The following is a 22,775-nucleotide window of genomic DNA, read 5'->3' as shown; positions in this document are numbered from 1 at the left end:
TTATTTTTTCGGGTCAATATCGATGTACATCCATTCTGTTGCCAAAATTGGATGCTTTTTATAACCAATCACGCGTGGTTGCGACAACACACTACGGTAACGTGCATAATTAATTTGGACAGGCATGTACACTTCTAATATGCGTGACATTTTCCGATAGACTGCATCACGCTCCGGTCCCGGTTTCATACGCTGTGTCTGTTCATATAAGCGGTCATATTCAGGTATTTTTGAACAGCCGTTGTTGGTGACATTGATATTTTTGCCATAGAACAATTGCATAAAATTGTCTGCATCTGGATAATCTGCGATCCATGCAGATGCTTTAAACATGGTTTTACACTGTTTTTCGGCTTTTAACGCTTCTGCAAATGGCATCGACTTTGTTGTCATTTTAATTTTAATGCTATCTAAAGTTTTCTTCCAAAATTCGCCCAACTGCTGACTACGGCTACTATTGCCCGATATCGTCATTTCAATCGTAAGCGGTTTACCATTCGGTTGAGTACGCCAGCCATCTGCGCCGACTTTATAGTTATAACGATCGAGCAATAAATTTGCCGCTTTGACCGAATATGGAATACTCGACTTATAATTCGGGTCATAGCCGACAACACCGAGTGGAATTGGGCTTTGTAATTTTTGTGCATCACCATTCATCAAAATTTTGATTTGATTATCTGCTGAATAAGCCATCGCCATTGCACGACGTAATGCAATTTTTTCTTTACTAAAACCACCAACCACAGGGTTTTGCATATTCCAATAGTGATAGTCGATAGAGGGGTCAGAAATGCGCGACATTTGGATGCCTTTTTTAGCCAACTCAGGCTTTAGCTCTCCATCTTTTAAGGCTTGTACCGACAAATCTCCATCGAGCACCAACAAATCAGCTTCATTTTTTGCAAAGGTCAACCAACGTGATTGTGATTCTTCCATCACCTGAATATCAATCACACCAATTTGTGGCATTTTTTTGCCTTGCATGGCTTTTACGATCTTTTCATCTTTGGCATCTGATGCCTTGAAGTCCCAGACAAAACCACGATAGTTGGGATTGGCCTTTAAAATAATTCGTGAGCCAGGTGTCCAGCGCGTCAAAATATATGGCCCTGTACCCACCGGTTTACCCATCACAAAACCCGCTTTGTCTCGATATTTTTCGACCACTTCACGTGCCATAGCCGATGCAGGTTGATGAGCCAATAACATTGGAAAGTTTTGATCTGGAGAATTTAAACGAATGACAAGGGTATAACGATCAGGAGTTTGTATGCCATCAATGGGTGCATCATAATCAAACTTACCTGTTTTTTTCGCCTTATCTAAAACCTTCTCCATGCCTAAAATGCGGCCATCGAGTAGCCAACTGTTTGGTGAGCGAAGTTGTGGATCGACTAAACGTCTAAAGGTATATGCATAATCAGCCGAGGTTAACTCTCTTTTTTTGCCCTTAAACACAGGATCATCAGCAAAATAAATGCCTTTTTGCAGGCGAATGGTATAAGTCAAACCATCTGCACTGATTTCTGGCATCGCAGCCGCCGTTTTAGGAACCAACTTTGCCGGTGATGCTAAATAGTCATAGGTATATAAGGTTTCAAAGATTGAGGTATTCACATGTGCAGAATACAGATCATGTACGCCAACTGGGTCAAAACCTGTTTCTGCGACAGGGAAAATATGACGTAAAACTTTATTTGGATCTGCTGGATTCTTTGCCATTGCTAATGTCGGCATCGCACTGAATAGCACTCCCCCCATCAAACACGCTGTAGCAAATTTGGTTAGCGTAAAATTCGAATTTCGCTTCATTGTAATCCTGACTCAATTATTTTTTACTAGGCTGAATATCGAGATATTGCCAACTGGTGTTCATCATTGGATGTGTTTTATACCCCTGAATTTCAGGGTGAATTAACCAATTACGAATCCGTGTAGAATGGATAATCCAAGGGTTATCCGCTTCAATTTGACGGTTCATTTTTTCATAAAAAGGTTCACGATCTTTAGGTTTCAACACAATTGCTTGTTTATATAAAGCGTCATAAGCTTTAGATTGATAACAACTTAAATTCCCTTGTCCTGAATTTGGCCCATATAGTAATTGAGCAAAGTTCTCCCCTTCAGGATAATCTGCAATCCACGCTCCTGACCACATCATATATTTACATTGCATTGCTTCTTTTAAATTATCAGCAAAGTTACTGACCTTAAACTGTACCCGTATCCCAATGGCATCGAGATTTTTTTTCCACAACTCAGATTGAATCACCGATTTAGAGCTATTTTCAGTATTTATTTTTAAGGTCAACGCTTTACCATCGGGCAAGGTTCGATAACCATCAGCACCTTTCTTATACCCAAATCGATCCAGTAATTTATTGGCCAGCAATGGGTTATATCCCAAACTGCTGCGATATTTTGGATTAAAGCCACTCACACCTTCTGGCAAAAACATTTCAGCCTTTACGGCCTGCCCTTGATATAACTGTTTAATCGCTTCAGCTTGATTGTATGACATGCTGATAGCACGGCGTAACGCAATCTTTTCAAGGCTTTGACCACCGACAAGCGGGTCTTGCATATTGAACATGCTGTAGGTGATTTCAGCATCTTTATTTGGATAATGCTTAATGCCGAGCTTTTGCATATCAGGCTTAAGTTTATTTTGCGAATCTAAGGCTTGCGGTACTGCATTTGAGGTCAATTTATCAAAATTCAGCTGCCCTGTTTTAAATGCTAACCACCGTGACTGTTCTTCTTCAATAATACTGACGGAAACTTTGCCGATTTGCGGCATTTTCTTCCCGTTCATTTCTTTAACTAACTGATTGTCCCAAGCTGTGCCTGTCGATTTAAAATTCCAAACAAAACCACGATAATTCGGGTTTGCAACCAGTTCGATCTTGCTACGTGGCACATATTTACTGAGCTGATACGGCCCCGTTCCTACAGGATGTTGTGCAATTTTATTGCCATAAAATTCAACAACTTCTTTTGAAACTGCTCCAAACGTAACATAGGCCAAAATATATTGAAAATTATAGTCAGGGCGCGTCAAAGTAATTTGCAACGTATAAGGATCTATCGCTTTTAGGCCGGCAATTGCCGCATTGTAATTAAATTTCCCAGACTTCTTTGCATCCGCAACGACCGCATCCCCCCCTAAGATCTTGCCATCAATAAATGAATAGGTCGGAGAACGATTAGCCGGATCTAAAATTCGTTGAATCGCGTAAATGTAATCCTGCGCAACCAGCTCGCGTTTCTTTCCCTTAAAGGCAGAATCATCTGAAAAATGGATACCTCGTTTGATTTTGAAGGTATAGACTTTTCCTTCTTGTTCAATCTTTGGCATCGCTTCAATGGTATTTGGGACAAGAACGACAGGACGTGCTAGATAGTCATATTTCAATAAGGGTTCAAAAATCGCTTCCGCAATATTGCCACTATAATAATTATAGGTTTTGACCATATCAAAACCATCATCCGGTGCTTCAAATGCAATATTTAAAACTTTATTCGATTGTGCAGAAGCTTGAACCTCGGCCATCATCCCTGTTGAAATTAATAATGCAAGGAGCGCTATTTTAAATTTTCTAGTTTCCAAACCTTTTCCTTTCTGATGATTTTTTAATAATACAAAGCCGCAAGCAGACTTTAAATAAAGCCACCCTCACTAAAATAAAATGAACCAGTTTAAATTAAGTTTTAAACGTAGAACTTAATACACTCATTAATATAAAGCGAAATTCATGCCACCACTCCTTGGTTGAAAGTTATCTGAATTAAATATCCTTTTAAATTCATTTTTTAAGATAAATTTATACTAATAGCGACTTTCCGAGTAAAGCTCGTTTTTATCAAAAATTCAACTCTTGGATGTGTACTCATCCATGCACATTCTGCACAAATATAATACATTCCTGATTCATAATGGATCATGTTCAGATGAAATGACAGACAACAGACAACTAAGCCACTGAATTTATGGTTTTTATTTTTTATTTATTTCTCTTATTAGCCTTATAAATCAAACACATAAATATGAATTAAATCACACTTTTTATGGTTTAATTTGCACCTAATCATGTTTTTAAATTTTTTTTTGATCAAATGTTAAATTCCCAATAAACCCCAATCAAAAGGATAACTTTAAAAAAATATACTTACCGTTCATCTTAAATTTCTCCAATTTAAAATCAATAATGTAGATATTTATCAGTATTTTATATTTGAAAATATAATTTAAATATAAATATGGCACTTGAATTGCTTAAAAAGAATCAAGCAATATCGCTAACTACAACAAAAAGGAATACTTTTACTATGAAAGAGAAAAAAAATGCTAAATCTGTGGGGGGCACACCATTTAGCAAAACAATACTTAAATTAAGTACTCTTAGTTTAAGTATGCTGTGTTTATCTTTAGCGCATGCAGCAGAAACAAATGAAGAAGAAACAGTTAAGCCAACAAAAGTAGCCAAAGTAACTGTGACTGGTTCATCCATTAAAGGGGTTTCTACTCAAAGTTCTTCACCTATTACGGTGATTAAAGTTGAAGAATTAACTAAACAAGGGGTTACAACGACTGAAGAAGCCTTAATAAAAATTAGTGCGAACCAAGCGGGCTACAGTACAGCGCAAAACGTTGGTGCAAGTAATACGTCAGGCTCAACAGCGAACTTACGTGGCCTAGGATCAGATAAAACCCTTGTCCTACTTAATGGACGTCGTTTGGCTTATAGCCCATTTAGTACATCTGAGACCAACTTAAATACTATTCCGCTTGCAATGGTTGAACGTATTGAGGTTTTACGTGATGGTGCCTCTGCAACTTATGGTGCAGATGCAATTGCAGGTGTAATTAACTTTATTACCAAAAAACAATACACAGGCTTAGGTATTAGCGGTGGTTTACTCAAACCAGAAGATAAAGGCGGCGAAGAATACGATGTTTCGATTTTTGGTGGCTATGGCGACTTAGATGAACAAGGTTTTAACGTTTATGGCGCAATTGACTACCGTAAAGCCAAAGAAATTATGGCAAAAGACCGTAAAGTCAGCCGTCGTGGTGGCCTTCTACCTGAGTTAGGTATCGATGCTGGTTCAGCAAATGGCTTCCCTGCTAACTTTCTTGATCCAAACGGCGGGCCCTTAGATGCAGACGGAAATCCTGAAGGTGTATTAGCGAACCCGTATGGTGGTGCAGCCAATTGTAATAATTTAACCAATGTCACTGAAGATGGCGGACTCTGCTTCCTCAATACGCAAGCTTTAATTGGTATTCAGCCAGAAACTGAGGACTTGTCTGCAATTGGTCGTGCAACCATCAAACTTAGCGATAACTTCAACGCTATTGGTGAATATGTCTATGCAAAAAGCAAAGTGACGACTTCTATTGCTCCAGACGTCTACAGCCGCTCTGTCACGATTCCTAAAAGCAGTCAATATTATCCAGGCGAGGGTATTACCCCTGGTGTAGATGGTCTAAGTGGTGATCCATTACAACTTTACTTACGCTCTCAAGCGGGCAACCGTGTTTCACAATCTATCAATGAATCACATCGTATTTTTGCCGGACTTGAAGGTGAAGCATACGGTTGGGATATCAACGGTGGCGTAACTTACGCAAAAGGCGAAGCATCAGATAGCTTTGTAAGTGGATACTTAAATCGTAACAAACTACAAGAAGGATTAAATGACGGCACAATCAACCCATTTGGTCCATCTGCAGATGCTAACGTTTGGAACGCATTAAATGTGAGTGGTACAACAAACGAAGCAACACTTGATTCCACAACATTTGACTTTACCGTGAGCCGCCCGATTTACACCTTACCAGCTGGTGATGTTGGTTTTGCATTTGGTGGAAGTTTTACAACTCAAGATTGGGAAGCAAAAGTAAACTCTGAGTTAGTACGCCTTGTACCGGGTAGTGGTATTGACCCTGATAAACCTCTGAGTAAAGGTGACCGAGATATTACTGCCGCTTTTGCTGAGCTTCAAATTCCAATTACCAAAACAATTGAAGCTCAACTTGCAGCACGTTATGACGACTACAGCGATTTTGGCGACACTTTCAATCCAAAAGTCGGTATTCGTTGGGAACCAATGAAGCAACTTATGTTCCGTAGTACCTACAGTACTGGTTTCCGTGCTCCAAGCCTTTGGGAAATTAATGCGCAACAAAGTAAAACCTACACTGGCGCAAAATATAACGACCCTGTCCTTTGTCCAGGCGGTAATCCAACTTCACCTCAATATCAAACCGAATGTAATACTCAGTTCTACCGTATGCAAGGTGGTAACCCAGATCTTCAGCCAGAAGAATCTAAAACATTTACCGCAGGTTTTGTTTACGAACCAATTAAAAACTTAGTTTTAGCTGTTGATTATTACAACATTGAAATTGAAGAATTAGTTGGTCAAGTAGGTGAAACTTCAATTTTTGAAGATCCTGAGAAATATGCTTCATTATTCGTGCGTGGTGCCGATGGTCGTATTGAATACATCAATACCATTCTAATGAATACAGGGGGTATTAAAACTCAAGGTATCGACATTAGCTTAGATTATCTTTCACCATTAACCGCGACAGGTCGTTTTGGCTTTGGCATTAATGGTACCTATGTCATCAAAAATGACTACCAAGAAGAAAAAGGCGGTGATTGGGAAGGCTTAGTAGGTGTGTATGACGACCCTGCTGTTTTACGTTGGAAGCACACAGCGAACCTAAATTGGAGCTATGAAAACTGGAAAATCATCTTCGAACAACAGTTCTTCCGTGGCTACGATGACCAAAACCAAATCGGCGAAGAAAAATTTGATAAACACCGTGTGCCTGATTACACACTGTATAACGTTGCAGGAACATACAGTGGTTTCAAAAACTTAGAAATCACTGGTGGTATCAAAAACCTATTTGCTGAAGAGCCTGCTGCATCGAACGTATTAGATAACTTCCAATATGGTTATGACCCTCGTTATAGCGATCCTACTGGTCGTACATTCTATGTCCGTGGTACTTACAAGTTCTAAAAGCTAAATTTGCCAGTACGATTCCAACTGGAATTGTACTGGCACTATTTATTTAATTAATTAGTCAAACATAAAAAAATGCAAAAAACACTTATATCTCAAGTGCCAATTTCACTATTGATTGTTTGTCTCACATTTCAGGAGTAGTAATGGGCAAAAGCTTTTCCGAATTAGAAAATAATTCCGGCAAACGCCTGATCGGAATTGGGGCAGTCATTCTTCTGCATCTCATTGTACTCTACGGATTAATTACTGGCCTGTCCAAAAAAGGTGAGAAAACTGTAGAAGAACCTGTTGAATTAATCATTATTCAAGATAAAAAACCTGAGCCAGAAAAACCGAAACCAATTGAAAAACCACCTGAACTACCAAAACTCGTTAAGGAAGTGCTCAAAACACCAGACCCTCAACCTGAACAAAAGGTTGTTGAAAAAGCTGCACCAACACAAACAGTTAAAGCCGTTTCAACACCTACGCCTACAGCCTCTCCATCTCCTAGCCCTGTTGCAGAACCTGCACCAGTCGCTGCGGCAGCACCCGCTCCTGCCCCTGCTCCAAAACCAGCTGGGGAAACACGTGGTGCATCTGAGGGAAGCGTTGGATGTAAAGAACCAGATTACCCTCGTGAAGCTGCAATGGCAGAAGAAGTAGGAACTGTCCGCATCTCTGTATTGGTTGGGCCTGACGGCAGTGCGAAACAAGTGAAGGTCAAAAAATCGAGTGGTACTAAATCTCTAGATAAGGCTGCTAGCAAAGCATTCAGCTTATGTACATTTAAGCCTGCACTCAAAAATGGTGAGCCAGTTGAAGATTGGTTTGATATTGAATACGAATTTAAACTTGATTAATAAATCTACAAAAATTTGGAGAATATAAATGAATAAAATGATGAAATCTGCGCGTATTTTTGCATCTGCTACAGTTTTAGCAACAAGTACATTACTCCCACTGCAAGCAGCATTTGCTGAAGAATCTGCAAATACTGCAACAACACAAGTAGAAACTACGAATACAACAAATACACCTGCACCGCCACCAATGCCTACAGCAACCAAAGAAGTCTATAACCCGTATGGCTTAGAAGCACTATGGCGTGAAGGTGACATCGTTGCTAAATCGACACTCTTTATCTTGGTCCTGATGTCGATTGGAACTTGGTACATCATGGTCACTAAATTTATTCAACAAGCTAAAATTAAACGTCAAGGCAAAGAAGCCGAAGCTAAATTTTGGGATGCTGCTTCAATTGATAGCGCAGCAGAAACCTTAGACGAATCGAGTGCATACCGCTTTATTGCAGAAAAAGGCATTAATTCAACCAAAAAACATGGCGGTAATCTGCTGGAACGTATCGACTTCAACACATGGGTGACTATTTCAATCCAGCGTGCTATCGATAAAATTCAAAGCCATTTAAGTGGTGGATTAGCTTTCCTCGCAACTGTAGGTTCGACTGCACCATTTGTGGGTTTGTTCGGTACAGTTTGGGGTATTTACCATGCTTTAACGGCAATTGGTATTTCAGGTCAAGCATCTATTGATAAAGTTGCAGGCCCAGTCGGTGAAGCCCTAATTATGACGGCAATTGGTTTGGCTGTAGCAGTACCTGCGGTTCTTGGCTATAACTGGTTAACGCGTCGTAATAAAGCAGTTCTAGATAATGTTCGTACCTTTGGTTCAGATCTACACACCGTACTTTTAAGCGGTGAGATCAAAAACAATAATAACGACACAAAATAAGAGAGGCATCAGCCATGGGAATGATGGTCAATTCAGATGGTGACGAAGATGATGTAATTTCAGCCATTAATACAACACCTTTGGTTGATATTATGTTGGTGCTGCTCATTATTTTCTTAATTACAGTACCTGTTGCAATCCATACAGTTCCGGTGAAGTTGCCTGAGGAAAAGAATACGCCTTATGAAACTAAACCGATCAATATTCAGATTGCTGTCAATAAAAATGGCGATATCTTCTGGAATGAAAAATACATTGCAGATAAAGATACGCTGATCAGTCGACTACAAGCGGAAGCTAAAAAGCGTCCGCAACCTGAAGTTCATATCCGTGGCGATCAGGTGACAAAATATGAAGCGATTGATGAAGTCATTAGTGCAACACAAGCAGCAGGAATTGGCAAAATTGCTTTTGTCACCACCCCTGTTGCCGCACCATAATCGGATGAGGGACAAGGTATGGGAATGAATGTTGGTTCCGATAAAGACGATGATGTTATGTTGGACGTCAACATGACGCCATTGATCGATGTGATGTTGGTTTTGCTCATTATGTTTATTATCACAATTCCAATTCCAAATAACTCGATCAATATTGATTTGCCAAACGGTACGCCACCGCCAACCAATGAAAAGCCGCCTGAGCCGGTCACTTTACGGATTGATGCGCAAGGTAAATTATTTTGGAATGGTCAACCCGTTGCCAATAAGCAAGCTTTAGAAACACTTTTTGCTGGTGTTGCACAACAAGCAGATCAAGATACGATCAAAGTGCAACCTGACAAAATGACAGAATATAAAGATGTCGCTATGGTGATGGCAGCAGCACAACGTTTGAATGTCAAAAAAATTGGGGTCTCAGCAAATCAATAATTGCTCCCCAACAAAAAAAGCCAACTGATCACCTCAGTTGGCTTTTTTAATTCTTCACAGAAATCTATACAGTTAGTGACTCAGAAAGAAACTCTTAGTATTTATTAAGTATTTTTCTGCTTCCAAAATTCATATAGCTCATGATCACAGTTTGGCTTTAACTGACTAAAACTCAACCCTTGCTGTTCATAAGGTTCATGTCTTAATTTTTCGGCAATCTCTGCTGTAGATAAGCCATAGGCTTCTGCATCAGCATTTGAATAGGCATACACAATTTTTTCAACTCCAACCATTCGCAGAGCTGCCAAACACATTGGACACGGTTGTCCGCTCGCATAAACGACACAGTCCTTCAAAGACGTCGTATTTAAATTTTGTGCGGCTTGTCTTAATGCATTTAACTCGGCATGAGATGTCGGATCGCCTGAGATTAATATTTCATTCACCCCTGTACTCACCACAGCACCATGCTTAACGATCACAGCACCAAATGGTCGCCCACCTTGCTCAATATTTTCTTTCGCAAGTTGAATCGCAAGTTCTATAAACGCATGATCCGTCATAAATACGCCCAATTATTGTCAATATAAAGAGTTAGCCCATTATGCCAATACAGGAACATCAATCCATAACGCCTCTGGAAAGTGTTTCGCTAAATATGCTTTTAAATATTCAGCAGTATCTTTAGAAATCAATGCATCTTGCGATTCATCATTTAAATTATAAGCCAGTGCATAAAGCGCCAAGCCACGACTTTTTAGTGCTTCCAAACTTAAAATCGTATGGTTAATGCTGCCCAAACGCCCCGAAGTCACCAAAATAACGGGATATTGCTTCTCTACAACATAGTCGATGGTTAAAAGGTCCGTAGTCAATGGCACCATCAACCCTCCCGCACCTTCGAGTAAAACGTTGTCATATTTTTCAGTTAAACGTTTTGTCGCGTATTCAATTTTAGCAAAATCAATGTCACGTCCATCGAGTTTGGTGGCGAGATGTGGCGACGCAGGATAACTAAATATTTCAGGCATCGTAAGTTTGGTTTCATCTTCGACCAACAACCCCGTACCCATAATTTGACGATGTTGTTCTATATCCTCAGAAATATCGACATTGCCTGTTTGAATCAACTTTTGCGTGATCGTTCGCACCCCTTGTTCATTCCATATTTTAGCCAAATAGCCCGTGGTATATGTTTTACCGATGCCTGTATCGATCCCACTAATGAAATAAACTTGCCCTGTCATGGCATTCTCCGTGCAATACAAAAAATCGGATGATAGGTCAGTGTATAACGCATCTGCCCAGACTCATCACGCAAAGAAAACTGTTGATATGCTGAATAAAAATCAAAGAGCGATTGTTTCGTCCAACGAAAATGTGAGGCTGTCGCAGTCACACCTGTCGCTTTTAAATGCTGCAAAACCTGCTTTGGATGATCAAAATATAATGCCGCTGTCTGCTCTGAAAGATGCAGAATTTCAAAACCATTTTGACTTAATATAGCTTGAAGCATGTCGATATCGAGGTAGTCCAAACCCTGCCCAGTCAAAGCTTTTATTTCCTGTAAATTCTGCTGTCCAAAGGTCGAAAAACAAAAATATGCCTCTGGATTTAAACTTTGAAAGGCTTTTTCGACAATGCCCGCAAAGTTCCCTACCCATTGCAAAGCCGAACTCGATGCGATCAAGTCGATATGCTGTGGAAATTCAAGTTGTTCGATATCTCCAAGTCTGTACTGAATCTGTGGACTTGACGGAAAATGCTGTTGAATTTCTGCATATAGATCATTTAAAACCATACGATTGATTTGCATATTTTCCAGCATTAAATGGCTTAAATTCCCCGGGCCACATCCAATTTCAAAAAGCGTTTCCACAGGATAATTTTGCAACTTTGGACAATACTGCTGCATCAACTCAAATAAATGTTGAGCAATCTCTTTTTGTGCTACGGCATGTTCAGCATAGCTGTGCCCTGCCTGAGCAAAGCGTAACGCCACTTGGGATTTATCAATCTCAAAATTATTCACAAGTCACTCACAACAATTGAGTCAACTGATCCAAATCAGTTTGTGTAATCTGAGCAGTGAGTGAAATGCGTAAGCGCGAACTATGCTGCGGCACAGTGGGCGGACGTACAGGCATGATATAAAAACCTGCCGCTTGCAAAGCTTGAGCCTTGGCAACAGTTTTATTCGACTCGCCAATAATGACGGGCACAATATGTGATGTAGATGGACAATCAAAACCTTTGTCTTGCACCGCTTGTTGCAAATTTTGACTGATTTGCTGTAAATGGTGACGCTCTGCTTTTAAATTTAAAACATTCTTGAAAATAAAATCTGTCCACGCCATACAGATCGGGGGCTGTGCAGTACTAAAAATCAACGGTCGCATCGAGTTAATCAAATAGTCACGAATAATCGCATGACAGATGAGATACCCCCCTATTGAAGCCAGTGCTTTACCAAATGTCCCGACTAAAAGATCAATATCATCAATCGTCTGATATTGTTCAGCACAGCCTAAACCACGCTCACCGCGCACACCGATTGCATGCGCCTCATCGACATACAACATCACTTTGGGAAATTGTTTTTTGATCCGTACCAGTTCAGCCAAATCGGTTTCATCACCATCCATACTGAAAATCGATTCAGTCACCACAATGATCCGCTCAAAAGCCTCATCTTCATGATATTTGCATAAAAGCTGAGAAAGATGCGCCAAATCATTATGGCGATAACGTACATATTTCGCACTCGATAATCGGATGCCATCAATCATACTGGCATGAATCAGCTTATCCGCCAATATCAAGGTTTTACTGTCTGCCAGTGCAGGTAAAATCCCGATATTCATGTGATAGCCGCTATTAAATAACAGTGCTGATCGGCCATGAAAGGCATCACTTAATGTTGATTCAAGTTGTTCATATTCAGGAAAGTTTCCAGTTAATAAACGCGAAGAGGATGAGCTCATCCAACGCTGTGCGTTCGGGGTTTCATCAAAAAACTGTTCACGTAGATGTAGGTTTGAAGCCAGACCTAAATAGTCATTTGACGCTAAATTCAACATATTGTGATTGTGAATACTGATGCAATGATCGTGCTGAAGATTAGAAGTGAACTGACGTAAGTTGCCTTGCTGTTTCAGTTGATCAAGTTGATCTGAAAAATGGCTAAGCAGATTCATACCGACTGCCCCATGTTTTTCACCACCTCAACCATTTGTTCTAGCAAAATTTTTAATTCATACTCAGAAATAATATAGGGTGGCATCACATACACTAGCTTACCGAATGGACGAATCCAAATACCACGACGAACAAACTCCTGTTGTAGCGTTTTCATATCGACATTAAAGGTCAATTCCACCACACCAATAGCACCAAGTATTCGCACATCTTTGACATGTTCAAGCGATGAAAGTGCTAGTAAATGAAACTTTAATTGAGCTTCGATACGTTGAATATTCGCTTGCCAATCTCGAGACAGCAGCAGTTCGGTACTTTTTACAGCCACAGCGCAAGCCAAAGGATTTGCCATAAAGGTTGGGCCATGCATAAACACGCCGGCTTCGCCTTGGCTAATCGTATTCGCGACTTTCTGCGTAGTCAGGGTTGCAGACAAGGTCATATAACCGCCTGTCAGTCCTTTACCAATACACATAATATCTGGCTCAACTGCGGCCCATTCCCAAGCAAAGAGTTTTCCTGTACGCCCGAAACCTGTCGCGATCTCATCGAAGATCAGCAAGATATTGTATTTTTCGCAGAGTAATTTAGCTTGACGCAAATATTCAGGATGGTAGAAACGCATGCCTCCCGCACCTTGCACAATCGGCTCAAGAATTAATCCCGCAATATTTTCATGCTGTTTAGAAAGAGTCATTTCTAATTCTTCAATATCCGACTGATCCCAAGCATCATAAAAGCCAACTTGAGGCGCAGGAACAAAAATTCGATTTGGTAAACTTGGGCCAAAAATTTGATGCATCCCTGTCACTGGATCACACACAGACATCGCATTCCAAGTGTCGCCATGATAGCCAGAACGTGGTGTGATAAAATTGGTTTTATTCGGTTGATGCAAAGACGCCCAATACTGCACTGCCATTTTCAAGGCTACTTCGACAGCAACCGAACCTGAATCGGCAAAGAAGATTTTATCTAAACTGGGCGGTGTGATTTTTAACAGTAATTTAGCCAGTTGAATCGCGGGATCATGTGTCAATCCACCGAACATGATATGTGACATCTGTTGCAGTTGATCGGTCACTGCCTGATTTAGCTCGGGATGGTTATAACCATGAATTGCACACCACCATGAAGACATACCGTCAATCAATTGACGACCATCTTCAAGCTCAATTATCACCCCTTGCGCACGTTTCACTTTAAACGTTGGAAGGGGCTGAGTCATCGATGTATAGGGATGCCAAATATGCTGCTGATCAAATTGTAGATCGGTTAAATTGGCCATCCCTCACTCCATGTATCAGGCTTAAACATCAATGTGGCAAGATGTTAAACCCACGGCAAGGAAAAATAAATTGCCATAAAGCCCAGCTATTCAGAGATTTGTTCTATTTTCTTTAAATATTGGCAGATTTTGCAACTTATGACTTCAGATTGAAACAATGGAAAGCCATGTGAGCCAGAAACCAATTCACTCTCCAAAAACTTTACAGCTAAATTACGCAGTAAGCGTTCAACTTTGTAACTAACTAAAAAATCTTGCTTAGCAAACAAATGGTATTGATGACCAGTGTAATTTTTCAAGATACTGACATTATTAAGCTTCTCCAAACAGTTCAATCCTGCTCGAAGCACATCTAAATTTTGCGCTTGAATCAAACTTTGCAAGGTGATGAAATCTTGCTTGGTGCTATCAGTACCCTGACAAACCATATAACCAAACTTCTTTAAGGTAGAAATCGTATCCTGCTCGAAAGATTGTTTGAAGCTTTGAAAAGTCGCTTGATCCATCGCAGCAGACCACTTTTCATGAGCCACAAAACTTGGATTTGAGCCAAGTGTGATCAGCACTTTTTGTTGTTGATATTTTTTTTGAATTTCATCTACCAAAATCGTCGCCAATTGACCACCAAGTGACCAGCCAATAATCACATCAAATTGCTTCGCCAATGCAACTTTCTGTTCGAGCACTGCTAGATTTAAGGCATCAAAAATATTCCATAATTCGACCTGATAACCTTGAGCGATCAATGCCTGCTGTAAAGGAGCAAGTAATTTACGACCGCCGCCCCAGCCAGTAATAAGTAAAATATGTTGATTCAATACAAACTCTAAAATTAAACGATTCCACATAGTATAAAAGTTCAAAGCAAGTTTGATAGTGGCATTTCAGCACATCAACCGATTTGCCAAAAGACATTCGCAATCGACTTCAATAAATATAAAATCAGCCAGCCTACAGCGCTTTAAAATTTGTTAAGATCGAATAAAGAACAATATAAACTGATGCTCTATGAAAGTTTCTTCATTGCTAAAAATCTGTTTCATGACATGTGCTTTAATAGCAACTACCCAAATCACAGTTGCTGAAACATCAATACTCAGCACCAGTCAAAACAAACAAAAACAATGGGTAGGCACACCCGCACCCAACTTTAAATTACAAGATCAAAATGGAAAATGGCACGAACTGAAGCAATATCAAGGCAAATGGCTTGTTCTGTACTTTTATCCCAAAGACAACTCACCCGGTTGTACAGAAGAAGCCAATCAATTTAAAACCCTGTATCCACAATTTTTAAAAACTAATGCGGTTGTTTTGGGCGCAAGCTTAGATGATGTTGCATCACATCAAACGTTCTCTAAAGCACTCGGACTTCCCTTTCCAATTCTTGCCGACCAACAGCATAAGCTGGCGACTCAGCTAGGTATTGTACGAAACTTAGGGATTTTGAAAGTTGCCAAACGTGAAACCTTTCTCATTGATCCGAAAGGTATTATTGTTTATCAATATACCAGTGTGAATACACAGACACATGCTGCGCAAGTCTTGGCAGATATTAAAAGACTACAACAATAGTTTTCATGCCCCAATAAAAAACCCAGCAGAAGCTGGGTTTTTTGGATATTTTTTAAATTACATTTGAGACTGAATATAATTTGGTAGGCCAATGAGTTCGATCAAACGCATTTGCTTTTCAAGCCAGTAAGTATGATCTTCTTCAGTATCTGACATTTGCTGACGGAGCATATCACGGGTCACATAGTCACCCTTTTCTTCACACAATTTTACACCTTGTGCAAGTTTCTCACGAACATGATATTCAAGCGCCAAATCCGCTTTTAAACAGGTCACAACGTCTGTACCGACTTCAATATCATCACGATTCATATTCGGCGTTCCTTCAAGGAACAATACGCGACGAATCAATGCATCTGCATGTGAGCCTTCTTCTTGGCTTTCATGATCGATACGTTCAAAGATTTTACTTAAGCCCCAATCTTCATACATACGGGAATGAATTAAGTATTGATCACGAGCAGCCAGTTCGCCACCGATCAGCATATTTAAGTAGTCTACGACTTCTGGATTGCCACGCATTTTCTTCACTCCATACCCTTTTCAAATATTATGGACAAGTTTCAAAATGAATGCAAAATATAATTTTTGTAAGTTTATGATTTATATAAAATTTAAATGATAAACATACGCATTTGCAGTTCAATTCCGCGCATTTTTCACATATAAAAGAAGCCCTTGCAGAATATTCCATGCATTTAGAACACGAAATAATAAAAAATCGCTAGATGCTGTTTTTTGTAACAATTAACAATGCGTCTTGTTTAGCAAAAAAATCGCCGGATTGATCCAAGACGCCATACTTGCACTGCCTCGCCTCTATTCATGGAATAGTACACCGATGACCCAAATTTCCAAAGAAGACAGACTTAAGCTGAAGTCCAACGTGCATTATTCCATGCTTGCTGCTGCTTTGAATCTAAAAAAGTCCAAGCGACAAAACGGCTTTCTTTTTGTCCCTGAGTCATTTTAATAGTTTTCACATCCACTGCACCGCTCTTCGCTAAGGCCTTTAAAAGCACTGGCAATGTTGTTTTCTTGGAAACCAGCGTACTAAACCAAAGGCATTGCTCAGCAAAATGAATACTCTCTTGCACCATTTGGCAGACAAATCGTTCTTCGCCTCCATCACACCAGAGTTCGTTTTTTTGACCGCCAAAGTTTAACACCACCTTAGTCCTATCAACTGGCTTGCCCAGTTTTCTTAATTTTTGCGTTGCGGTCGCATCGGCTTCATCTTGAGAGGCATGAAATGGCGGATTACACATGGTCAAATCAAAACGATCTGAAGGTTTAATCACACCATTGAAAATATTGCTCGCAGTCGTCTGCAATCGAATCTGAATGCCTTTACGCAGATTCGGATTGGCCTCCACAATAAATTGAGCGCTTTTAACCGATGCAGAATGAATGTCTGAGCCGACAAATTTCCAACCATAGCTCCGATGACCAATGATCGGATAAATACAATTCGCGCCAACGCCAATATCTAAGACTTGAACGGCGTGTCCTGTTGGAATTTGCCCCTTGTTGTTAGCACTCAGCAAGTCAGCCAAATAGTGAATATAGTCCGCTCGCCCCGGAATAGGCGGGCAAAGATAATCTTTGGGAATATCCCAATATTGAATGCCATAAAAATGCTTGAGCAATGCTTTATTCAGCATTTTCACAGCGTGCGGATCTGAAAAATCTACCGATAAATCGTTATATTTATTTGGGCTGACAAAAGGCGTAAGTTCCGGACAGCTCGTGATTAACTGAGGAAAATCGTAACGACTGCGATGCAGATTTCGTGCATGTAATTCCGATTTTTGCTGCGGAAAAGATTTCTTTACTTGCGCCATGTGTATGCCAATATTCAACGGGAGAACAGAATCATCTGATAAGGCAGGATCTAGACCTGCAAATTAAGCGATATTGTACGTGAATTTAATGCTCAATGACGCCCCTATCCTTTTATTTGTCTTTCTGCAAATCAATAACCACTTGGAAATCTATTCTTATTTTATCTAGACATTTTTGTTTGCTATATCATTAAACAAGGCCGTGGAACATTGATTAAATAGCGATCATGGAACATGAATAATCAACAAAAAAGCCCAATCGGTGATAATAGAACTTTTCACATCAACATAAGATAATGATTTATATGAAATAAAAAATAGAATTTCGTATAACGTGCATTATGTTAATTTTAGAAAAACTGAAAACTTGAGTGCAATATGTTTCTAAAAAATAAAGAAGATATTGAAAATAAATTTTAAGGATAATCGTAATTTATGAGTGCTTTTAACATTAACCGTTACACACTAGCGCTTACGGCTATTATTTTTTACACCTGTGGGATGCTGTACTGGGTTTTTGCCGATGCCAATTTTGATGGCATGAAATGGTTAACCATTTGGTTCTTTAGCAGTACTTTATTTTTTGGTTTTTGGTTAGGTCATTTTTATGCGACGACCCCGATTGAAGAGCTTAAAGTACAAAAGAAAAAGCTGCTATGGGAGCATATCAAAGTTGGTGTGATGACTGTCGTGGTAGTCGCTATGGCAACAGGTTTAAATAAAAAGGTCGCTATTCTTTTTTTGGATATAGAGGGTTATGTAAATGAACTCAAACAAGCAAAAGTGATTATGAAGGGGGGATCGAAACTAAGTGCAGGAGGACCTAGAAGAGCAGCCTCAACGTGGCCTGTAATGGATGTTATTGAAGGCGATAATGGATGGATACCTTTATGTCATTTGATATTAATAGATCAATGTGAATATGGCTATATGATGGATCAAAGTTTTGATATCCAATATGTTAAAGGTTTTGGTTATCCTATAAAATATATGACTTTAATCTATGAAATCAAATCACCCGACTTTTACCGAGGGATTGATTATCATGTTCATTTATATAAAACCAATCAACGCTATGTGTGGTATATGATCTTTTTTACCATTATACCTGCATTAATCTTTGTATTTTTAATTCCATATCTTCTATTTTTAAATCAACTGAATAGCCACCAAAATTCTAGACACACATAACCATCTTTTGATGAGCATTTAACATAAAATCTCTTATACGAAATGAAGAAGCCTAGACCTAAGTTCTAGGCTTTAAATTACAGCGCACAAGTTAGATATGATTCTTTGTCCATTTTTCTGTGAGATTTTGCGTTCATAATCATAAGAATATGCATCTATCCAACATTCATCCCATATTCACGCTTTTAAGATCATAAAAAAGTACTTTTGCAGCGTTCACATGTATTCTCTGCTGAATTTAGTGCGCATTAAACCCAATCATCAACATATATTTTTTCAAATCAATCAAAGACAAAACTAAATATTTTCAATATGATAAAAAATGCGTCAATTAAAGTTGAAGAATATGAATAGCAAGACAACAACACAGATACTCGTCACAGGCGCGACAGGCTATATTGCCAGTTGGGTCATTAAGAACTTACTTGAATTAGGTCATACAGTGCATGCCACAGTTCGTGATCTCAATAAAACATCAGGATTTGCACATCTCGAAAAAATTGCAGCTAAAACAACTGGCGCTTTAAAACTGTTTCAAGCCAATTTATTGGATGAGGGTGCATTTGATTCAGCCATGCAAGGTTGTGACATTGTGATCCATATGGCATCCCCTTTTGTTGTGACCAACTATAAAGACGCAATTAAAGACATTATTGAGCCTGCGGTGATAGGCACTGAAAATGTACTCAATAGTGTAAATAAAACTGAATCCGTTAAGCGAGTGGTGGTAACGTCAAGTATTGCATCAACTTATGGTGATGCCATTGATATTCTACAGACCGAGCATAATGAATTTGATGAATCGCATTGGAACACTTCTAGCTCTGAGACGCATCAGCCTTATCCATATTCAAAAGTAATGGCAGAGCGCAAAGCGTGGGATATGCAAAAAGCACAAAACCGTTGGGATCTGGTTTGTGTCAATCCAGCACTGGTCATGGGGCCATCTTTAACAGCGTCAACACAGTCAGGAAGCGTTGAAGTTCTACAACAGTTTGCCAATGGTATGACTTTGGCCGGTGTTCCACCAATGTGGAATGGTATCGTCGATGTCCGTGATGTCGCCGAAGCGCACGTACAAGCAGCATTAAACCCTAAAGCATCAGGTCGTTATATCATTAGCGGTGGTACTTTAAGTTTATTAGAAATGGGGAAAATATTACGCTCGCATTTTGGTAATAAATTTCCTTTTCCACGTAATACCTTACCGAAGTTTGCCTTTAAGGCATTTGGCCCTCTTGCCGGCTTCCCACGTAAATTTGTTGAACTCAATATGGGTTACCCAATTTACTTTAATGCAGATAAGAGCAAGAAAGAATTAGGGATCGAATACCGTGATATTCAAAACAGTGTGGTTGAGCATTTCCAACAACTCCTCGATGATGGTGTGGTGAAGCAATATATTCCGTGAATCCCTCATCAACAAAAAAAGCCACCTTAAATAGGTGGCTTTTTATATTAAAAAACTAATCTAACTTAGAAATCAAAAGTCACACCAACTTTATAGGTACGGTCTGCACCAATCGTGGCAAAGTTTTCATTAAATACGCCCTCCCAATATTTTTTATTGGTCACATTGTCGACATTTGCCATAAATGTTGTAGATACACCACCTAAATTTGTTTTATAACGTGCACCTAAATCCACTGTCGTGAAATCAGGTAATTGTAAGGTATTTGCTGAATCAACATATTGTTCACCTACATAGTTTACTCGACCATTCACAGATAAACCGTCGAGTAAAGGTAACGCATAATCCAAACCAATTGTCGCTGTAAGATCTGGCATACCTAGAAGCTCATTGCCTTTATTGACTAATGCTTTGGTATATTCCGTATCAAGATAAGCCATGTTACCTAATATCGTTAAACCATCACGAACTTGTCCTGAGAAACTCCATTCAATGCCTCGAGCACGTGTTTCTGCACCATCAGTAGTCGCCCCATCAATTACCATAGTGTCAGGCTTTTTAATCTCATACAAAGCAAGTGTATTTAACCATGATCCATTTTGGTATTTAGCACCCACTTCATATTGTTCGGTTTTAAAAGGTGCAAAAGTTTTTCCAAAATTCAGATCACTTTCATCTGTAACTGTTTTACCTTGACTCAAACCCTCTACATAATTGGCATATAAAGAAAGATTTTCACCAAAAGGTTTAACTACAAGACCTAAACTAGGTGACCAAGCATTTTCTTCATAACGCCAATCAGCACTATTTTTACGTTGTGAACTAAAATTCTTCAAATCCATATCTTGGTAACGTAAACCGAGAATAAATTGAAGTTTGTCTTGAAGTAATGAAATTTGATCACTCAAAGTATAACTTGCAAACGTATTGTCATTTAATGGCATGACACTTGGTGCGACCGCCATTAATCCATTTTGACCGGGGTTATATAAGTTAGTTGAATATCCACTGGATGTAGCAGGGTTATGCTGATCTGTCTGAATATTAAGATAATCTGCTCGAAGACCTAATTTGTGTGAAACAATACCCGTATTAAATTTATAATCACCGCCAATATTTGCGGATGTATTTTTAAAGTGCGCGTATTGACCATAAGTCTGTGTAGTCGCATCACCTTGTTCATTATTCAGAACCATACGTGTGCCAAATACAAAGCCTTTATATTTTTTATCTGCATAACCGGCACCAGCAAAGATATTTGCATTCGGTGTTAATGCATATTTCGCTTTTAAACCAACAAACTTACTATCTATTTGAGTATCTAAATCATTAAAATAATTTAACCCACCTTCCGGTGCCGCAATCACATTTTTTATTCTTTGCAAACGAAACCATGGCTGGTGAACCATTTTCACGATCTTCATGTATTGCATAGGCATCAAAATTTACTTGTAATTGATCTGTAGTATAGTCTGCAGCAATTGAACCCAGTGCTTTAGTATCTTCTTCTCCATCAATATTACGTTTACCTTGGCCATAGACTAAATTCGTGCGAACACCAATTTTTTTTTGTTCACCGAAACGGCGTGAAACATCAAGATGACTTTGGTAATAACCTTCATCTTCCAGAGTAGAAGTCAGTCTAGTTAAATCTTCATGTGCACGTTTAGGCGTAATATTAATCACACCACCAACCCCTCCATTAGGTGCCATCCCAGCGACCAAGGCATTTGGCCCCTTCAAGACCATTACAGCCTCTAAGGTTTCTGTGGGTACACGACTGACCGGTGCCATTCCGTATAAACCATCTAAAGCAATTTCATCACCATGCACACCAAATCCACGAATTTGGAAATTTTCATATAAATGCCCCTGATTCGTGGTCATACGAATACTCGCATCATTTTTTAAAACTTGTGCTACAGTTGACGCTTGCTGTTCTTCAATCAGTTTTTCACTATATGCTGTTACGCTAAATGGCGTATCAACAATTTTTTGATTTCCCAAAGCACCTAGGTCTGTATTTGCTTTTAACTTACCATTCGCAACTTGTTTCTCCGCAGGAACCTCAACCTCAATCGTCTCTAGTACCGTTGTATCCGCTGCAAGCGCAGATGTAGCCCCTCCAACACCGAGTAGCACCATAGTTATTGAACGTACTAAGTGTGTTTTTGCAAAATTATTCATCATTTCAAGATTAGTTTTATTTGAATAAGAATCGTTATTATGTTTAGAATAATTCTCAACTGCATTATGAATCCCGATGATTATACTTTTTTAATGAGAAATATAAATATTAATTTTTTTATAAATTGTAGATTAAACAATGTAAATAATTGTTTTTAATTACTTTTGTAAAAAATAAAAATATAGCCTGTGTATGTTCAATTTAAGCTCTAAGGTAAACAAATGATTAATTAATATACAAATAGTTTGAATTTTTACATGCTTTATTGTCCCTTGAATAGATATATCCATTTACATCCTACGATTATTCAAAAGTTAATAAGGCATTTTGGTTAGTGCCTTTTAGCCAAATTTAAGTCTCTTTTTTAATTTTTTGACATAAAAAAAAGCGACTCAAAAGAGCCGCTTTTTTCTAACCGAAGTTA

18 protein-coding genes and 1 pseudogene are annotated in these 22,775 nt (G+C 39.1%); 8 read left to right on the top strand and 11 right to left on the bottom strand.

Features of this window, described 5'->3' with window-relative positions; genetic code table 11:
• Nucleotides 1-1,764 (bottom strand): ABC transporter substrate-binding protein, encoded by a 1,764-nt coding sequence (locus FTV37_RS11090; RefSeq protein ID WP_373683578.1) that lies wholly within the window; start codon nucleotides 1,762-1,764, stop codon nucleotides 1-3.
• 67 nt (nucleotides 1,765-1,831) lie between these two features.
• A complete protein-coding gene (locus tag FTV37_RS11085; RefSeq protein ID WP_180063870.1) occupies nucleotides 1,832-3,559 on the bottom strand; it encodes an ABC transporter substrate-binding protein in 1,728 nt (575 codons plus the stop codon).
• A 773-nt stretch (nucleotides 3,560-4,332) separates the two neighbouring features.
• On the opposite strand from FTV37_RS11085, the gene FTV37_RS11080 reads away from it, so the two are divergent.
• The 5 genes from FTV37_RS11080 (at nucleotide 4,333) to FTV37_RS11060 (ending at nucleotide 9,656) form a co-directional block, all read left to right on the top strand.
• Nucleotides 4,333-7,044 (top strand): TonB-dependent receptor, encoded by a 2,712-nt coding sequence (locus tag FTV37_RS11080; RefSeq protein WP_180063862.1) that lies wholly within the window; start codon nucleotides 4,333-4,335, stop codon nucleotides 7,042-7,044.
• 149 nt (nucleotides 7,045-7,193) lie between these two features.
• A complete protein-coding gene (locus FTV37_RS11075) occupies nucleotides 7,194-7,892 on the top strand; it encodes an energy transducer TonB (RefSeq protein WP_180063861.1) in 699 nt (232 codons plus the stop codon).
• A gap of 37 nt (nucleotides 7,893-7,929) precedes the next feature.
• Complete coding sequence (locus FTV37_RS11070; RefSeq protein WP_373683577.1) at nucleotides 7,930-8,784, top strand: MotA/TolQ/ExbB proton channel family protein; 855 nt, start codon at nucleotides 7,930-7,932, stop codon at nucleotides 8,782-8,784.
• A gap of 14 nt (nucleotides 8,785-8,798) precedes the next feature.
• Nucleotides 8,799-9,224 carry a biopolymer transporter ExbD gene (locus FTV37_RS11065; RefSeq protein WP_078190074.1) on the top strand — a complete coding sequence of 142 codons (426 nt, stop codon included), beginning with the start codon at nucleotides 8,799-8,801 and terminating at the stop codon, nucleotides 9,222-9,224.
• An 18-nt stretch (nucleotides 9,225-9,242) separates the two neighbouring features.
• Nucleotides 9,243-9,656 (top strand): biopolymer transporter ExbD, encoded by a 414-nt coding sequence (locus tag FTV37_RS11060; RefSeq protein WP_078190075.1) that lies wholly within the window; start codon nucleotides 9,243-9,245, stop codon nucleotides 9,654-9,656.
• A gap of 104 nt (nucleotides 9,657-9,760) precedes the next feature.
• Here the strand turns inward: FTV37_RS11060 and FTV37_RS11055 are convergent, their stop codons facing one another.
• From FTV37_RS11055 to FTV37_RS11030, 6 genes are all read right to left on the bottom strand, one after another.
• Nucleotides 9,761-10,219: a nucleoside deaminase gene (locus FTV37_RS11055; protein ID WP_180063859.1), complete on the bottom strand. Its 459-nt coding sequence runs from the start codon at nucleotides 10,217-10,219 to the stop codon at nucleotides 9,761-9,763.
• 39 nt (nucleotides 10,220-10,258) lie between these two features.
• Complete coding sequence (gene bioD / locus FTV37_RS11050; protein WP_180063858.1) at nucleotides 10,259-10,903, bottom strand: dethiobiotin synthase; 645 nt, start codon at nucleotides 10,901-10,903, stop codon at nucleotides 10,259-10,261.
• Nucleotides 10,900-11,688: a malonyl-ACP O-methyltransferase BioC gene (gene bioC, locus FTV37_RS11045; RefSeq protein ID WP_180063857.1), complete on the bottom strand. Its 789-nt coding sequence runs from the start codon at nucleotides 11,686-11,688 to the stop codon at nucleotides 10,900-10,902. The genes bioD and bioC overlap by 4 nt, the downstream gene beginning before the upstream one ends.
• Nucleotides 11,689-11,695: 7 nt before the next feature.
• Complete coding sequence (locus FTV37_RS11040; RefSeq protein ID WP_180022675.1) at nucleotides 11,696-12,853, bottom strand: 8-amino-7-oxononanoate synthase; 1,158 nt, start codon at nucleotides 12,851-12,853, stop codon at nucleotides 11,696-11,698.
• Entirely contained in the window at nucleotides 12,850-14,142 is a 1,293-nt protein-coding gene (bioA, locus tag FTV37_RS11035; protein WP_180063856.1) for an adenosylmethionine--8-amino-7-oxononanoate transaminase, read from the bottom strand. Before bioA ends, FTV37_RS11040 begins: the two co-directional genes overlap by 4 nt.
• A gap of 86 nt (nucleotides 14,143-14,228) precedes the next feature.
• Nucleotides 14,229-14,990: a YqiA/YcfP family alpha/beta fold hydrolase gene (locus FTV37_RS11030; RefSeq protein WP_180063855.1), complete on the bottom strand. Its 762-nt coding sequence runs from the start codon at nucleotides 14,988-14,990 to the stop codon at nucleotides 14,229-14,231.
• A gap of 193 nt (nucleotides 14,991-15,183) precedes the next feature.
• Between FTV37_RS11030 and FTV37_RS11025 the strand changes: the two genes are divergently transcribed.
• Entirely contained in the window at nucleotides 15,184-15,717 is a 534-nt protein-coding gene (locus FTV37_RS11025; protein ID WP_373683576.1) for a peroxiredoxin, read from the top strand.
• A 57-nt stretch (nucleotides 15,718-15,774) separates the two neighbouring features.
• Here FTV37_RS11025 and bfr read toward each other — a convergent pair whose 3' ends face one another.
• A complete protein-coding gene (gene bfr, locus FTV37_RS11020; RefSeq protein WP_067762676.1) occupies nucleotides 15,775-16,239 on the bottom strand; it encodes a bacterioferritin in 465 nt (154 codons plus the stop codon).
• 347 nt (nucleotides 16,240-16,586) lie between these two features.
• Complete coding sequence (rlmF, locus tag FTV37_RS11015) at nucleotides 16,587-17,561, bottom strand: 23S rRNA (adenine(1618)-N(6))-methyltransferase RlmF (protein WP_180008172.1); 975 nt, start codon at nucleotides 17,559-17,561, stop codon at nucleotides 16,587-16,589.
• A 435-nt stretch (nucleotides 17,562-17,996) separates the two neighbouring features.
• On the opposite strand from rlmF, the gene FTV37_RS11010 reads away from it, so the two are divergent.
• On the top strand, nucleotides 17,997-18,752 hold the full coding sequence (locus tag FTV37_RS11010; protein ID WP_180008171.1) for a hypothetical protein: 756 nt from the start codon (nucleotides 17,997-17,999) through the stop codon (nucleotides 18,750-18,752).
• 346 nt (nucleotides 18,753-19,098) lie between these two features.
• On the top strand, nucleotides 19,099-20,163 hold the full coding sequence (locus FTV37_RS11005) for an aldehyde reductase (RefSeq protein ID WP_180063853.1): 1,065 nt from the start codon (nucleotides 19,099-19,101) through the stop codon (nucleotides 20,161-20,163).
• A gap of 65 nt (nucleotides 20,164-20,228) precedes the next feature.
• On the opposite strand, the pseudogene FTV37_RS11000 reads toward FTV37_RS11005, so the two are convergent.
• A pseudogene (locus FTV37_RS11000) lies at nucleotides 20,229-22,350 on the bottom strand (TonB-dependent receptor).
• Nucleotides 22,351-22,775 lie beyond the last annotated feature (425 nt).

Source organism: Acinetobacter sp. YH16042 (genome assembly GCF_013417245.1).
GTDB classification, from domain to species: Bacteria; Pseudomonadota; Gammaproteobacteria; order Pseudomonadales; family Moraxellaceae; genus Acinetobacter; species Acinetobacter amyesii.
Note: the sequence above shows the minus strand (reverse complement) of the source record. Positions and strands in the feature narration are given on the sequence as shown.